The organism is Terriglobales bacterium (genome assembly GCA_035651995.1).
GTDB lineage: Bacteria > Acidobacteriota > Terriglobia > Terriglobales > Acidobacteriaceae > DASRER01.
The window spans coordinates 284159-300072 of the sequence record DASRER010000020.1; the positions used below are offsets into that span (position 1 = coordinate 284159).

Consider the following 15914-nt stretch of genomic DNA (forward strand, 5'->3'; position numbering starts at 1 on the left):
CACCAACAAACTCAATCCCAAGCAGTCATTCGATGATGGCTTCGGCCTCGATCTCCACCAGCATCTCGGGCAGGATGAGCGCGCGCACCTCGACCATGCTTGTCGCGGGGCGGATGGCGCCGAAGAACTCGCCGTGGGCGCGGCCAACGGCTTCCCAGTCGCGCGCGATGTTGACCACGTACATGCGGGTGCGAACGACATCTTTCAAAGACGCCCCGGCGCGGGTCAGCGCGCTCTCGATGTTGCGCAGCGTCTGGATGGCCTGCGCGTGCGCATCGCCGATGCCGACAATGCTGCCGTCAGGCGCCGTCGCCGTTGTGCCTGAGACGTGCACCACGTTGCCCAGGCGCACCGCGCGCGAATAGCCGACCACCGGTTCCCATTGTGTACCGCTTGCGATGTTGGTGCGTGCCATGGCGTGCTCCTGTGAGAAACGCAAGGTAAGAGGAAAAAGGTACAAGGTAAAAGGAAAAACGTGCCGCCGTTAGCAATGTAACGTGCCTGCTGCCAGGGTAGAAGTTGCCAGCATTCGTAGCGATTTTGCTGAGAACGGGAAGCGGAAAGCGGACAGCGCTCCTTGACTTTCTGCAACCAAAGTCGCCGGAGCGGGTTCGAATAGACATAGAGGCGTCTGCGGTAAAGTCGCTCTGGGAGCGGCTTTGGGCGGGGGCCGGTTTCCATGGTCACCGCCGGCGTATGACGCCTGTAACCGCGGACGTCACCGAAGAGTTCTTGCGTCAGCGCGGCAAACTGCGTTAAAGAATGGGCAGATGTTGAGCGTCCGTCGCGGGGAACGGACTCGGGGGTAAGTGGATGATCTCTGAATCGCATCCGCTGCAACAGCTTTTCCGCGAGCTGGTGGGCCGCAATTTCAACGACGGAGTCGGCCTGCACGACGAGGAAGTGGGCGCGTACGTGGCCAACATGCTCACCGAGTTCTGCGAAACCGAGCAGCTCCACCGGATCCGGAACGCGGCCAACCGTCCGCTCAGCGATGTGGGCGAGATGCTGCTCGAGTCAGATCCTGTGTACGGCGACGCGCCCTCGTTCGACCGCGAGCGCCAGGTGCGAAAGCACATTGGCGACTACACGCTCTTCTTCACCGGCATGTTTCCCGAGAGCATCAACCAGTTCCGCCTGCGCCGTGCGCGGCTGGAAAACTTTATCGACTTCATGAAGGCCGGCAAAGAGAGCTACTACATCGTCAGCAAGTTCGAGCACTTCGAGTACGCGCGCGTGGCGCCGCTGTTCGGCAAGCTGGCGCGCGAGTTCGAGCGCTGCGTCTACGGACTCAACCTGGTGAAGAACGACCTGGCCGAGATGCAACATCCCATCGCGCGGCGGGCGGACGAAATACTGATGTAAGCGAAGCGATCGCGCCAGGTCGTCAGCTCCCGCGTATGATTGAGTCGTGGCTGACCGCTATTCCGCCGTATTTCACATCTTTGGCTCGGGACCTGTGTCTGTTTCCAACCGCTGGCTTGCCGCCCTGCTGCACTTCGCCCTCTTGCTGGCGGTTTCGACCGGACTTTCCTTGTTGACCTTCTGTCTCACCCTGTTAGCGTCCATCATGATCCTTGTCATCCGAGGATTTGTGATAGGCTCAAGGCCAGACATGACGATTGCCTACCGCAACATCGCCTTGCCGGCCGCGCTGGTCGCGCTGCCGCTGGCGTTCGCCGGGTTGCTCATCTGGGAGCGGATGGCGGTGCGGCGCGGCCTTGAGCCCAACAGGTCGCAAGTTTCTCCTCGAACATAACCGCTTCGCCCTCTGCGCGGGCCGCGGCTGAATCTGCCGTTTGACCCCTCCGAAATTGCTCCGCTACACTCGAAAATTCACGATTGACGCAGGTTTTTCTATGGCTGAAAGCATTCGCATCAAGCTCCCCGACGGCTCGGAAAAAGAAATGCCGCGCGGCACAACCGCGCTCGACGTGGCTCGCTCTATCTCGCCCCGACTCGCCGACGCCGCGCTCGCGGCAAAGATTCGTCCGCTGAGCAACGGCCACGAGTCCGCGCTGGTAGACCTGACTCGTCCACTGGAAAAGGACGCTGAGGTCCGCATCCTGACCGAGCGCGACCCCGAGGCGCTGGAGGTTTATCGGCACTCGTCGGCGCATCTTCTCGCCGCGGCGGTGCTCGAACTTTTTCCGGAGACGAAGCTGGGACACGGACCTGCGACCGAGAGCGGCTTCTTCTACGATTTCTACCGGCCGACGCCGTTCACTGCCGAAGACCTGGAGCGGATCGAGAAGAAGATGCAAGAACTGGTGCAGCAGGACCTGCCCTACGCGCGCGAGTTCCTGCCGCGCCAGGAAGGGCTGGAGCGCTTCAGGAACGAAGGCGACTTCATGAAGTGCCACTTCATCGAGCAGTTCACGGCGCCCGATGAAAAAATCTCGATCTATAAGACCGGCAAGTTTCTCGATTTCTGCCGCGGGCCGCACATTCCCTCGACGGGCAAGATCAAGGCCTTCAAGCTGCTCAACATCGCCGGCGCCTACTGGCTGGGGAACGAGAAGAACCCGCAACTGCAGCGCATCTACGGAACGTCGTTCTTCTCAAAGAAGGACCTCGACGCATTCCTGAAGCAGCAGGAAGAAGCCAAGAAGCGCGATCATCGCGTGCTCGGGCAGCAGCTCGATCTGTTCTCGATCCAGGAGCTGGCCGGGCCGGGGCTCATCTTCTGGCACCCCAAGGGCGGGCTGATCCGTAAGCTGATGGAAGACTGGATGCGCGACGAGTATCTGCGGCGGGGCTACTCGCTCGTATTCACGCCGCACGTGGCGCGCCGCCAGCTCTGGCGGACCAGCGGCCACGAAGGCTATTACGCGCAGAACATGTTCACGCCCATGGAGCTTGACGATGCGGAATACCGCATGAAGCCCATGAACTGTCCGTTCCACATTCTTATTTACAAAGACAAACTGCGCTCGTATCGCGACCTGCCCGTGCGGCTCGGCGAGCTGGGGACGGTGTATCGCTACGAGCGCTCCGGCGTAATGCATGGCTTACTGCGTGTGCGCGGCTTCACCCAGGACGATGCGCACATCTTCTGCACGCCCGAGCAGATCGAGGCCGAAATCGCCGGCTGCATCGAGTTCGCCCAAGCGGTGCTCAAGACCTACGGCTTCGACCAGTTCCAGGTGGAGCTGAGCACCTGGGACCCGAACGACCGCACGAACTTCGTGGGCAGCGAAGATCAGTGGAACATGGCCACCGGGTCGCTCGAAAAAGTGCTGAAGCGGATGGGGATCGCTTACAAGACGATTCCCGGCGAGGCGGCTTTCTACGGGCCGAAGATTGATGTGAAGCTGGTGGACGCGATCGGCCGGCTCTGGCAGCTCTCCACCGTGCAGTTCGACTTCAACCTGCCCAAACGCTTCGACCTGGAGTACGTGGGCGAAGACGGCCAGCGGCACCAGCCGTTGATGGTGCACCGCGCGCTTTATGGGTCGGTGGAGCGCTTCTTCGGCGTGCTGCTGGAGCACTACGCGGGCGCGTTTCCGGTGTGGCTGTCGCCGGTGCAGGCCGCGCTGATCCCGATCAGCGAGCGGCACGCTGAGTACGCGAACAAGATTGCGGGGGAGTTGCGTGCCGCCGGTGTCCGCGTGGAAGTGGACGCGCGCAACGAGAAGATGAACGCCAAGATCCGCGAGCACGCGCTGCAGAAAGTGCCGTTCCTGCTTGTCGTCGGCGACAAGGAGGCCGAAGCCGGCCGCGTCAATGTCCGGACGCGCGGAAAAGAGAAGACGGACGACCTGGCCGCGGACGAGTTCAAGGCGCGAATCGTGAAGCTGATCGCGGAAAAGGCGCCGAGCGTCTAGCTGCTTTCAAGACCGCGGAGACGCGGAGGCGCGGAGCGAAACAGCGTAGGTTTCCGCTTCGTTATCCCCACCTCGCTCGAATTGGGGCTACACTCTGCTCATGTTCTCGCGTTGGTTCGGTCCAGTTTTGCTGCTTTCGGTTGCCGCCGTCGCATTCGAACAAGCGCCCACGCCGCTGAATCAGAACGACACCGGCGATCTCGGCGCGTATCTGAAGAAGCAGTTCGGGCCGGGTTTTGCGCCGGCGCCGCTGGTTCCGCGCGGAGCGGGCGGCGTCCCCATCAAGGGAGCGCCGACGACGGTGCTGCTCACCGGCGATCTCGACGGCGACGGCGCTGAAGACGCCGTGATCCTGGTGAGCGCGAAAAACCCGCTGGCCGGGCAGCAGGACTACAAGTACAAGGTCATCGATCCCTACGACGCCTATTACGGCTGGGGCAATCCGAAAGAAACGCAGCAGTTTGCCTCCTCCGATCCGGACCGGGCGCGAACGCTGGTGGTGATCCACAACTGGCGCGCCGCCGAGGCCAAGGCGAAATTCGTCATCATCAATCTACCGTTCGACCGGCTGACGCTGGCGCAGGTCGTGATCAAGAAAAAGCCCCGGGTCGTGATCAATGCCGATGAGGCGGGGCTGATGATCTCGTCGGTGTACTGGGATGGAAAGAAATACAAGTACGAGCCCGGCACGGCGGAGAGCGAAAAGTAGCCGGCGCCCAACTCGAAGATCAGCTCTTCGCGAAGGTACGAAGCGAAACCGAGCAAGGCTTCGTGTCTTCGCGCCCTACTAGTGGTGAGCCCTCAGATGGCGCGCTGCGCGCGCCGTAGCGCAGGTCGTGCGCGAGCGACTCGGCCCAACCGGCGATCCAGATTCGCCGGCTGTCTTCGGCGGCGATGGCGGCGTTGCCCGAGCGGCGGCGACCAGACCAGGCTACGCCCGCGGATTGGCAGGTCTCCCGCTGCGCTCGGGATGAGGCTTCGAGAGAAGAGTTCTGTCTCCAGTCGCTATAATCCCCAGCAACATGGACCTGGAGCACAAATTAGCCGAACTGAAGAAGCGCGACGGCCTGGCGGCGGAGGGCGGCGGGGCAGCGCGGCGCGAGCGCCAGCACAAGGAAGGCAAGATGAGCGCCCGCGAGCGGATCGAGTTCCTGCTCGACGAGGGCACGTTCGAGGAAACCGACCGCCTGGTGACGCATCGCTGCACCGACTTCGGCATGCAGGACCAGGTGTACTACGGCGATGGCTTCGTCACCGGCTATGGGCGGATCGAGGGGCGGCTGGTTTTCTGTTTCGCGCAGGACTTCACCGTGTTCGGTGGGTCGCTCTCGGAGGCCAACGCCGGCAAGATCGTGAAGATCATGGACCTGGCGATGAAGACCGGCGCGCCAGTGATCGGACTGAACGACTCGGGCGGCGCGCGCATCCAGGAAGGCGTGATGTCGCTGGCTGGCTACGCCGACATCTTCCTGCGCAACACGCTGTCGTCGGGCGTGATTCCGCAGATCTCGGCCATCATGGGGCCGTGCGCCGGCGGCGCGGTGTACTCGCCGGCGATCACCGACTTCATCTTCATGGTGGACAAGACCTCGTACATGTTCGTGACCGGGCCCGACGTGATCAAGACGGTGACGCACGAGGAGGTCACCAAAGACCAGCTCGGCGGCGCCATAACGCACAACGAAACGTCGGGCGTGGCGCACTTTCTGGCGCACGACGACGCCGAGTGCCTGGCGATGATCCGCGAGCTGATGAGCTTTATTCCGTCGAACAATTTGGACGATGCGCCGCGCAAGGCGCCGACCGATCCGGCCGAGCGGGCTGACGCCGCGCTCGACTCGATTGTGCCGGCGGAGTCGAACCAGCCCTACGACATCAAAGACGTGATCCACGCGGTGGTAGACGACGGCTACTTCTTCGAAGTGCACGAGCACTACGCGAAGAATCTCGTCGTCGGCTTCGCGCGCATGAATGGGCGCCCGGTGGGCATCGTGGCGAACCAGCCGGCGTACCTGGCGGGCGTGCTCGACATCAACGCGTCCCTGAAGGGCGCGCGCTTCGTGCGCTTCTGCGACGCTTTCAACATCCCGCTGCTGACCTTCGAAGACGTGCCCGGCTTCCTGCCCGGGACGAACCAGGAGCACGGCGGGATCATCAAGCACGGCGCGAAGCTGCTGTACGCCTTCGCCGAGGCGACCGTGCCGAAGATCACGGTGATCACGCGCAAGGCGTACGGCGGCGCGTACTGCGTCATGTCGTCGAAGCACATCCGCACCGACGTGAACTACGCCTGGCCGACGGCGGAGATCGCGGTGATGGGCCCGGAAGGCGCGGCCAACATCGTTTATCGGCGCGAACTGGACAAGGCGCGGAAAGAAGGCGTGTCCAGAGGCGCGGCGAAGCTGCACGGCGACGAAGCCGTCGCAGCGGTCTTAAAAGAGAAGACGGAAGAGTTCCGCGACCGCTTCGCCAACCCCTACGTCGCCGCGGAGCGCGGGTACTTGGACGCCGTCATTCAGCCGCGCGAAACCCGCGCCCGCGTGATCCGCGCGCTGGAGATGCTCGACGGCAAGCGCGAGAGCATGCCGAAGAAGAAGCACGGAAATATTCCGCTGTGATGCTCAGCTAAGTACCTGGCATATGTTGACGTTTGCCATGTGTGAGCTGTTGTAGTATGAAGGCGAACAAATGGCGAATACAACCCACACAGTCGAGGCCGACGGTTTGGTGTGCAACGACGCTGGACCATGGGCAAACGACAAGTATCGTCTAGTCGCGATGTACACCCAGATGTTCGCAACTGCCATGAAGGACAAGTGGCCAGCCCGGCATTATTTCGAGTTGTACGCCGGAGCGGGGTACAGCAAGATCAGGGGAGCCGATTCTATTATTGCGGCTTCGCCTGTGCGGGCCGTTACCGTTCCGGACACTTTTTCCAAATACGTATTCTGTGAAGAGGACGACGAAAAACGCGAGGCACTGCGGAAACGAATACAAAGGCACGCACCACATACGAACTGTGCATTTATTCCCGGAGATTGCAATGCGCGAATCGAAGACATTGTCAGTGAAGCGCGATCGCCGTCGGCGGGGAACAGCCTCAATCTCTGTTTCTTAGATCCTTACGATATCGGGATTAAGTTTTCGACCGTTAGGAAACTCGCCGAAATGCGAATGGATTTCTTGGTTCTGCTCGCAGTTTTCATGGATGCGCAACGTAATTACGACAACTACACAGCTGAAGACTCCCAGAAGCTCGATCAGTTTCTTGGGGATCGTGAATGGAGGAAAGAATGGAGGAGCAAGGATCGCCTACTCGAGGAGTTTCCGCAGTTCCTCGCTGAAGAGTTCTCAAAGCGAATGGCAATGATCGGTTACATTGGGCAACCCTTGCATCGAATGAAAAAGGTCCGCACATACGACCGTAGGGCGCCCCTCTATTATCTGGCCCTGTTTTCACGAAGCGAACGCGCATACGCGTTTTGGGACGCCGTTCTAAACTATGCAACCGATCAACCGAAACTCGGAGCTGATTGGTGAGTCTGAATTCTGAAATCGAGTGGACGGACGCAACCTGGAACCCCGTTCGCGGCTGCACCAAGATCAGCCCCGGATGTAAGCACTGCTACGCGGAGCGCTTCGCAGAGCGCTTCCGGGGCGTCGAGGGCCACCCGTACGAACAGGGGTTCGATCTTCGCCTGGTGCCGGAAAAATTGACGGAACCCTTGGAGTGGCGTGAACCAAAGATGGTCTTCGTCAATTCAATGAGCGATTTGTTTCATGACGGTGTTTCGGACTCATACATCGAGGCAGTTGCTCGCGTGATGTGCGCGGCTCCATGGCACACGTTTCAAGTCCTCACGAAGCGGTCCGAACGGCTTAAGACACTGCTGAACTCCAAGCTCAGATTTGCCGCTGGCCAGCGTCACATCTGGTGGGGAGTTAGCGTCGAGGACCGTAATTATGGTGTGCCGAGAATTGAACACCTTCGCCAAAGCGGTGCGTGTGTGAAATTCCTCTCAATAGAGCCCTTGCTTGAGGATGTTGGACGAATCAATCTGTCATCCATCGATTGGGTGATCGTGGGTGGCGAGAGTGGTCCCGGTGCCCGCGAGATGAAGGCGCAGTGGGTCCTCTCATTACGCGATCAGTGTGCCGCAGTCGATGTGCCATTCTTCTTCAAACAATGGGGCGGCGTCCGCAAACACAAAACGGGCAGGCTGCTGGAAGGGCGCACTTACGATGAGTATCCTCGCAGGCCTGTAGCACACCCGCCTACGGAGAATGATCGCGTCGCGATCTCGCGACGGCTGAAGCTACGGTTTCGGTCATTCGAACTCTTGCAACTGGCTCCCGCCTAGGTCGGAAGTTTAGCCATTTCAGTCCGCGGTCATCCCTGCTTGACGTCGCTTCGTCCCGGCGTTACCGTTGCGCGGTTTTTCGACAGAGGCCATGCAACTCACCCCCCAAAAAGATCTCACACTCAGGAGAGACTTCATGCGTTTGCCGACGCGAGTTCTCACCATCTTTGCCTTGTGCTGTTGTATGGCGCTGATTGCCAGCTTCGCGCCAAGCCGCGGCCCGGTAAGCGCCGCGCCGCCCCAACCCGCTCCGCCAAGCAGTCCAGCCCAGGGATATGACATCCACGTAGTCGCGCCACACCTGGTGGATGGACACGAAATGGGCCCCTACCATCACTATTGCAAAGTGCACGACCCCGATCCGCAGATCGTGTGCCTGATCTACGATTCCACCGATCCCAACGCCAAGCTTTCGCAGGTGGAGTGGATTTACGCCAAGAAGCTGGTGCGCAACCAGGTGTCGCTGCGCGACTGGAACAAGAACTGGCACGACCACGCCATCGAGATCGCCGGCGGGCGCGTGAAGGTGCTCGACCTGCCCGACGACAAGGCCACCGAAGTTGCCAAGACCGTGGCCACCACCGACGGGCTGATCTATCACTTCTACAAGAATGGCAATCTGCCCAACGGCAAGATGTCCGTGGCGCAGGCGGTCGGCCACAAGCCGATGAAGCAGGACGAGTGGAAGAAGGGAGCGCAGTAGGCCTGTCCACCGCCGAGGCGGAGAGTCCGCCGAGATTCTTGTTCTCTGCGTCCTCCGCGTCTCTGCGGTGATGCGTTAGGTCCTGGGCGGCGCTGGCGGCGGCAGGAATGCCGGCGTCGGATCGGTGCCCAGCTTCGGGTGCTTGAGGTGGAAGTCGGTCGCGTCCTGATAGGCCTTTGCCACGGCCAACAGGTTTGCCTCGCCGAACAGGTTGCCCAGGAACGTAATGCTCATGGGAGTGCCGTCGCTCGGGCGGAAGCCGTGCGGCAGGATGACGGCCGGGTGTCCGGTCAGGTTCGTGATCAACAGTTGCGGGCTGAAGGTGGGCGCGACGATCACGTCCAAGTTCTTGAAGAGGTCGGCCACCTTTTCCATGAGCAGCGTGCGGGCACGGTTCTGGTTGATGTACTCCACCGCGGGAATCAGGCGCGCTTCGCGGAAGGTGTTGGGCCAGTCGTTGGGGCCTTGCGCGGTGAGCAGCTTGTCGCGGCCGCTGCGCGTGAGTTCGTCAAACGCCGCCGCCCCTTCGGCAACCAGCAGTGGACGCAGGGCACCGGCGGCGGGCCTGGTGGGCAGCTCGACCGGGATGAGGTTGATGCCGAGTTTCTTTTGGAGGACGTAGATCGCGTCGGCGTCGGCCTTAGTGGCTTCCAGGCGCCGTTCTTTCTGCGTGGGCGTTTCGCGCTTCAGTTCATCCGCGGTCGGCTGGCGCTCGAACTCGCTGCGCAGGTAGCCGATGCGCAACTTCTTCGGGTCGATCGTCGCGTCCCAGTTGAAGGGGTAGTCGTGCACGGTGCGATCGTGGCCATCGGGGCCGCAGATGGCGCTGAGCACCACGGCGCAATCCTCTACGGCACGGCAGAGCGGCCCGAGCTTGTCCATGCTCCAGGAGAGTGCCATGGCGCCGGTGCGCGGTACGCGTCCGAACGTGGGACGCAGCCCGGTGACGCCGTTGCGGGTGGAGGGTGACGAGATCGAGCCGAGGGTCTCCGAGCCGATGGCGAACCCAACGCATCCCGCCGACGTCGCCGAGCCCGAGCCGGCCGATGAACCGCTCGAGCCCTGGTCGGTTTTCCACGGGTTACGCGTGACGGCGCCGAACCACACGTCGCCCTGCGCCAGCGCGCCCAGCGTCAGCTTGGCGACGAGCACGGCGCCGGCGTCGTCGAGGCGCTTGACCACGGTCGCGTCAGATTCGAACCTTTGATCCTCATAGCCCTTCGCGCCCCAGGTGGTGGGCGCGCCGCTCACCGCGAGCAGGTCCTTCGCGCCGTACGGAATGCCGTGCAGCGGACCGCGGTACCTGCCGGCGGCCATCTCTGCGTCTGCTTTCTTCGCGGCGGCCAGGGCGCGCTCGGGAAGCAGCGTGACCACGAAGTGCAGCACCGGATCGTAGCGCCTGAGGCGGTCCAGGTACATCTGGGTGAGCGCGACCGAGGTGACCTTGCGGGTGCGCAGCAGTTCGCCCAGCTGGCGGACGTTGTAGAAGGCAACGTCTTCGATCTGTGCCGGCGCGGCGACGGCGGGCACCCGGCTCATGCGCATGGGGCGGCGCTGGGTTTCAAACGTCATGCCCGGCAGCACGGGGTTGAAGAGCAGCGCCGGAGCGACGTCGTTGGGTATGTGGAGCTCCCACACCTGCTCGAACTGCTTCAACCGGTCGTTGATGTCGCGCAACATCATCTCGACCTGGGCGTCGTCGTAACTGAGCCCGGCGACTGACGCCGCGGCGCGAATCATTTCCTTGGAGAGCGGAAGCTTGGCCACATCACCACCCACGCCCGCCGCCTGCACCGGCGCGGGCGTCGCGGTGGGTGCTGGCGCGGGCGTTGATGCGGCCTGGGGGTGCATCATGCCCCAGAGGGTTTCGGGGAACACGGTGGAAGAAACGCCAAGCGATGAAAACAGCGCAACAAAAGCGCGGCGATTAAGCGCGGGACGTGAGTTCATGGCGCGGGATTATAGAACGACAGGCGCTGGCTATTCGCTCTTGGCTTTTGGCCAAACACGCAGGAACGGCGGCACGTTGCGACTTGGCGGTGGGAGGAAGGAGGCCAAGAGCCAAGGAGCCAATGGCCAAGAGCGCAGTCAGGCAAGAAAAACAAATTCGCCGCTCGGCTCATCGCCGGCGGCGCATTGTGCGTGCAAATAAGAATCCCGAGGTCCCGTTACCCCGCTTGCCTCGACCAGCAGCTCGCTTTAGTCCTTCGCCGACCTGCACCCTCACTGCGCTTTCGCGCCGCTCGGGACCCCCTTTCGGGAGCTAGCCTCTTATGTCGCTCATCGCCTCTCGCCTCGCGGCGGGCTGTGGTGCTCGACCAAGACTTCGTGCGATCCAAGCTCAGGTTCCGGGCTTGCCACCAACCGGACCTACCGGATAACGCCTCGGGATCCTATCTTGCCTCCGACTCATTCACTGTTCGTCTCGACCAGCCACACGCTAAAGACCCTCACCTGCCCTCCAACCGTCGCCTTGCGGCGCAGCCGGTGACCTCGGCTCGAGTCCCGGATTTAGCTGCCAACCGGGCGACCCAGTGAACTGTCAAAGAACGAGTGTGGTTTTACGCTTTCTATTTTTTTAGTCAAACAGTTTTTGCGATTTGTATCTGGTTTGTTTTCAATCGGGTGCAGCCTGTTCACAGACGCCTGCCAGAAAATTGTGCAATCCCATCGCACCAAACCCGCCAACGACAAGGATTTGCCAGTATTGACGCGCAAGAAAATTGCGTGAACACGGCGCGCAGCACGGGTTTTCGGCTTCTATGAATTGTGGGAAACGGGCTGCAAACCGCACTGGACGCGGGTTCTGAAAAAACCTTGGTAACTTTGAGGCGCCCGAAAAACGGCAGAAGCAGGTTCTGTTTCCAGCGTTCGACGACGGTGAAATCCAGCAATTCTGCACAATTTCTAGTGCGAAGTGCGGCGAAAAGCTTGAAATTTTGTTTTTCGGAGCGCTGCTAGGATAGGCGCGTGACCGCTCCCCTGCTTGAAGTCAGCCGTCTGGACGTGAGTTTTTCCGCCACAGCACCACCGGCGGTGCGCAACGTCAGCTTTTCCATAGCTCCGGGCGAGGTTTTGGGGCTGGTGGGCGAATCGGGCTCGGGGAAGTCGGCCACGGCGCTGGCGATCTTGCGGCTCCTGCCGCCTCAAGCCCGCGTGAACGGGGAGATTCGCTTCGGTGGGCAAGACTTGGGTCCGCTGGGAGCGGAAGCCATGCGCTCGATCCGCGGGCGGCGCATCGCCATGATCTTCCAGGAGCCGATGACCGCGCTGAATCCGGTGATGCGCGTTGGTGACCAGGTGGCGGAGGCGGTGCTGGTGCATGGAGGACCGTCGTCGGTCGTTGGCCGTTGGTCGTCGGCCAAGGCCCGAGCCTGGAATCGCGCCGTGGAGATGCTCGACCTGGTTCGAATCCCGGACGCAGCGCGGCGTGCGCGCGCCTATCCGCACCAGCACTCCGGCGGGCAGCGCCAGCGCGTGATGATTGCCATGGCGCTGATGAACCGGCCCGAGCTGCTGATCGCCGACGAGCCCACCACCGCGCTCGACGTCACCATTCAGGCAGAAATCTTGGCTTTGCTCGCCGAGCTCCGCGAGAAATTCGGGCTGGCGATGCTGTTCATCTCGCACGACCTCGCCGTCGTCTCGCAGGTCGCGCACCGGGTGGCGGTGATGTACGCCGGCAGCATCGTGGAGATGGCCGCGACGGCGGAACTCTTCCGCGGGCCGATGCATCCCTACACGCGCGGCCTGCTGGCCAGCGTGCCCACACTGCGCACCGACCGCGCAAAGCCGCTGCCGGCGATCGAAGGCACCGTGCCCACCGTAGTCAACATGCCGCCGGGATGCGCTTTCGAGCCGCGCTGCGGACTACGCGTAGATGATTGCGCGAGGGAGTTGCCGGGATTGGTGGAGGTCGCCCCGGGGCATTTGGCAAGGTGTCCGGTGACCATCCGGACACCCTAATCCGAGAGCGCCAGGTTCTTTTTGCACGCCCCACTCATGCGCCATCCGGAAGACGACCTGTTCTGACGGATATTGACGCTTGCTCATCCCCTTCGGGGGGGAGAATCGGTGCCTCGTTTTGGCTGCATGAACGGGGAACAATGAGGAGGTCGCTACATGAGAAGACTTCTGTGGTTTTCAGTCATGGCGGTTGCGGTCCTTGCACTCTGTGAAGCCGCGAGCGCGAACGTTTGCTCCTGCCCGACAGTGCAATTGGTTGAGCGCCGAACGTGTTCGCCTGGCAACGGATGCTTCGCAGAATATGGGGTGTACGGTTGTAACTCCGAAGAGGCGAAAGGTTGTGAGAAGTGCGTCACAACCCAAAACAAATGCTGCAACGTCACCCCTTATCAGTCTGCGACTGAGGGGGAACAGTGCACCGGAGGACCCGGCGGGGGCGGCGCGGCCATGGATATTCGCTTGCTGCTGCGCGAGCGTTCTGTGCAGGAAGCCGAGGTGCTCGTTCCGACGTGCAAGGGCGGCTATGCGTCCCTCAATGACGCTGCAGGGTTCACTCACGACAGTCACGGGAGTGGCGGAAAATGACCGGGCTGCGCCTACTTCTCAGCGTTGCCTTTCTTTGCGGCGCATCGTTGGCTCAAAATGCGCCGCTTCCTTTAGCAATCAAAACAAGACTGCCTGTACAGAGTGAGAAGGCGCAGGGGTTTGTCCTGCCCATCAAGAGCGATGCTGACGGGAACATCTATCTCCGCGTAAATGAACGCGAGGTGGTTCGTGGCGGGCCCGTTTTGAAAATCGCCGCCGACGGATCTAAGGTGATTCGGTATGACTTGGCAAAATCGAGAGAATTGTCCAGCGCGCAGATCGTTGATTTTGCGCCGACTTCTGGCGGCGGCCTTATTCTCGCGGTACGTCGGACGAGGGACCAATTCTATTTGGTACGCTTTGACGCCGACGGTACGATTCGAAGCGAAGTCAGATTGGAGGGTGATATTGCTCCGTTGCAGTTAGCGGAGTTTGGGACGGGTGAGTTGCTGATTGCGGGTACGAAGGCGGGCGGCGACTCCGCTGAGATTGACTCGATTCCTACGGTCGCGCTGTATACCCATCGCGGCCAACTGATCCGTACGCTGCTGCTGAAAGAAGACCTCGCGCCCGCGGAAAAGTCTGGTCGCGCGACTCCTTCGGGCAGTATCCGTCAAGACCGGACGTTTGAAGATGCGCTTGTGCTCTCCAGCTTGCATTCATCAGACGATGGCAACATCTACCTGATGCGCCCAGGAAACTCTGGTCCGATTTTTGTTGTGTCGCCTGGCGGCAGAATTGTTCGACGCATAACTCTCGAGCCACCGCGCCGCGCTTCCTACCTCGGCGCGATGGCAGTTTCCAGGCGCAGGATCGCGGCCAAGTATGTAATCAATCGCGACGAAGGGGGGCCTCAGATCGCGTCCATAGTCTTGCGAGTGTTTGATAGCGACTCCGGCAAACTGCTGGGAGAGTACGAACATTCGGACCCGTCGATCGGTTCAGCTTTTGCCGCCTATGACGGAGCAGAGTTTGTGTTCCTGGCTGCAGACGATCAAGGACGATTGAATCTTCTTCACGTGGCACCGAATTGACAGGGGTTACTTGGTCGCTCCCGGGCACCTGGCGCGGTGTCCGGTCGTGCAGGATAAGAATTTTTAACCGCAGAGCGCGCAAAGGCCGCCGAGAAGACCAAATCCCTCACGGCGGTCACCCTGAGCGAGCGCGACAGCGCAAGTCGAAGGGTCCCTACTCAACCCGCACACTACCGCGGGAATAGGGATCCTTCGACTCGCCCTCGCCTGCTACGCGCACTCGGTCTTCGCTCAGGATGACCTGAATTTGGATTTCTCTGCGATCTCTGCGTGCTGCGGTGAAGGCCTACGTGTTCTCCGCTACGGCGCCCTTGGGGCCGGCCGCCTGCGCTGAAGCTGCCGCCGGAGGTCGCGTCACCACCACGCCGCGCTCGTCGAACTTGCCGAAGATCATCTTGCCGGCGGTGGTCTGCAGCACCGAAGTCACGGCAATGTCGATGGTCTTGCCGATCATCTTGCGCGCGTTGTCGACCACCACCATGGTCCCGTCGTCGAGATAAGCCACGCCCTGGTTGTATTCCTTGCCTTCCTTGAGGATGAAGACCTTCATGATCTCGCCGGGCAGCACGATGGGCTTCAGCGAGTTGGCCAGCTCGTTGATGTTCAGCACCTCCACGCCCTGGAGCTGCGCGACCTTATTCAGGTTGAAGTCGTTGGTGATGATCTTGGCCTCGTAGAGCTTGGCCAGCTCGATCAGCTTCATGTCCACCTCGCGGACGGCGGGGAAGTCGTCTTCCACGATCTGGACCGAGAGCGAGGCGATTTTCTGGATGCGCTGCAAAATGTCGAGCCCGCGGCGGCCGCGGTTGCGCTTGAGCGAGTCGGCCGAGTCGGCCACGAGCTGCAATTCGCGCAGCACGAATTGCGGGATGACGATGATCCCGTCGAGGAAGCCGGTTTCGGCGATGTCGGCGATGCGGCCGTCGATGATGACGCTGGTGTCGAGGATCTTGTAGCTCTTCTTGGCCTGCTTCTCGCCGCCGAAGATACCGCCCAGGGCGGAGAGGTTCAGCAGGTCGCCCTTGTTCGCCCCCACGATCAGTCCAACGTAGGCCATGAGCAGCATGACGAACATCTGCAGGAAGCTCTGCGTGTTTCCCGGCTGGACGCTGTTCTTGATGACCAGGCTGAACAGGTAGGCGCCGAAGATGCCGGTAATGCTGCCGATCACCGCGCCAATCAGCCGCTTGAGGCTGACCTCGAGCAGGCGGATCTCAAACAGCACGACGACCACGCCGATGGCGGCGCCGGCAGCGGCGTCGGTCAGGGGATCAAAGCCAAAGGGGTGAAAGATGTAGGCGGCGGTGGTGAGAATGGCAATGAAAACAAGACGAATGAACAGCAGTTCCATAAGGCGGGGACCTCCCCTTTCCGGTCCACGCCGCGCTTCGCCCGCCGCATTATGAACACATTGGCCCAGCGGTGCGCACTTCGCGGT

At 61.4% G+C, this 15914-nt stretch carries 13 protein-coding genes; 10 read left to right on the forward strand and 3 right to left on the reverse strand.

Annotated features, from left to right (window positions below; genetic code table 11):
- Window positions 1-25: 25 nt before the first annotated feature.
- Window positions 26-415 (reverse strand): RidA family protein, encoded by a 390-nt coding sequence (locus tag VFA60_07170; protein HZQ91556.1) that lies wholly within the window; start codon window positions 413-415, stop codon window positions 26-28.
- 398 nt (window positions 416-813) lie between these two features.
- Between VFA60_07170 and VFA60_07175 the strand changes: the two genes are divergently transcribed.
- The 8 genes from VFA60_07175 (at window position 814) to VFA60_07210 (ending at window position 8891) form a co-directional block, all read left to right on the forward strand.
- On the forward strand, window positions 814-1365 hold the full coding sequence (locus VFA60_07175; protein ID HZQ91557.1) for a hypothetical protein: 552 nt from the start codon (window positions 814-816) through the stop codon (window positions 1363-1365).
- A 46-nt stretch (window positions 1366-1411) separates the two neighbouring features.
- Window positions 1412-1759: a hypothetical protein gene (locus tag VFA60_07180; GenBank protein ID HZQ91558.1), complete on the forward strand. Its 348-nt coding sequence runs from the start codon at window positions 1412-1414 to the stop codon at window positions 1757-1759.
- A 100-nt stretch (window positions 1760-1859) separates the two neighbouring features.
- Complete coding sequence (gene thrS, locus VFA60_07185; GenBank protein ID HZQ91559.1) at window positions 1860-3827, forward strand: threonine--tRNA ligase; 1968 nt, start codon at window positions 1860-1862, stop codon at window positions 3825-3827.
- A gap of 100 nt (window positions 3828-3927) precedes the next feature.
- A complete protein-coding gene (locus VFA60_07190) occupies window positions 3928-4536 on the forward strand; it encodes a hypothetical protein (GenBank protein ID HZQ91560.1) in 609 nt (202 codons plus the stop codon).
- Between the two features lie 313 nt (window positions 4537-4849).
- Window positions 4850-6445: an acyl-CoA carboxylase subunit beta gene (locus VFA60_07195; protein HZQ91561.1), complete on the forward strand. Its 1596-nt coding sequence runs from the start codon at window positions 4850-4852 to the stop codon at window positions 6443-6445.
- Window positions 6446-6515: 70 nt separating this feature from the next.
- Window positions 6516-7367: a three-Cys-motif partner protein TcmP gene (gene tcmP / locus VFA60_07200; GenBank protein ID HZQ91562.1), complete on the forward strand. Its 852-nt coding sequence runs from the start codon at window positions 6516-6518 to the stop codon at window positions 7365-7367.
- Complete coding sequence (locus VFA60_07205; GenBank protein HZQ91563.1) at window positions 7364-8188, forward strand: phage Gp37/Gp68 family protein; 825 nt, start codon at window positions 7364-7366, stop codon at window positions 8186-8188. The genes tcmP and VFA60_07205 overlap by 4 nt, the downstream gene beginning before the upstream one ends.
- Window positions 8189-8324: 136 nt before the next feature.
- Window positions 8325-8891, forward strand: coding sequence for a DUF1264 domain-containing protein (locus tag VFA60_07210; GenBank protein HZQ91564.1), 567 nt, complete (start codon window positions 8325-8327; stop codon window positions 8889-8891).
- Between the two features lie 75 nt (window positions 8892-8966).
- Here the strand turns inward: VFA60_07210 and VFA60_07215 are convergent, their stop codons facing one another.
- A complete protein-coding gene (locus VFA60_07215; GenBank protein HZQ91565.1) occupies window positions 8967-10841 on the reverse strand; it encodes an amidase in 1875 nt (624 codons plus the stop codon).
- Window positions 10842-11861: 1020 nt separating this feature from the next.
- Between VFA60_07215 and VFA60_07220 the strand changes: the two genes are divergently transcribed.
- Together VFA60_07220 and VFA60_07225 are read left to right on the forward strand one after the other, a co-directional pair.
- The gene (locus tag VFA60_07220; GenBank protein HZQ91566.1) at window positions 11862-12857 is read left to right on the forward strand and encodes an ABC transporter ATP-binding protein; all 996 of its coding nucleotides are present in this window, start codon (window positions 11862-11864) and stop codon (window positions 12855-12857) included.
- Between the two features lie 581 nt (window positions 12858-13438).
- Window positions 13439-14476: a hypothetical protein gene (locus VFA60_07225; protein HZQ91567.1), complete on the forward strand. Its 1038-nt coding sequence runs from the start codon at window positions 13439-13441 to the stop codon at window positions 14474-14476.
- A gap of 286 nt (window positions 14477-14762) precedes the next feature.
- Here VFA60_07225 and VFA60_07230 read toward each other — a convergent pair whose 3' ends face one another.
- A complete protein-coding gene (locus VFA60_07230) occupies window positions 14763-15827 on the reverse strand; it encodes a PIN domain-containing protein (GenBank protein ID HZQ91568.1) in 1065 nt (354 codons plus the stop codon).
- Window positions 15828-15914 lie beyond the last annotated feature (87 nt).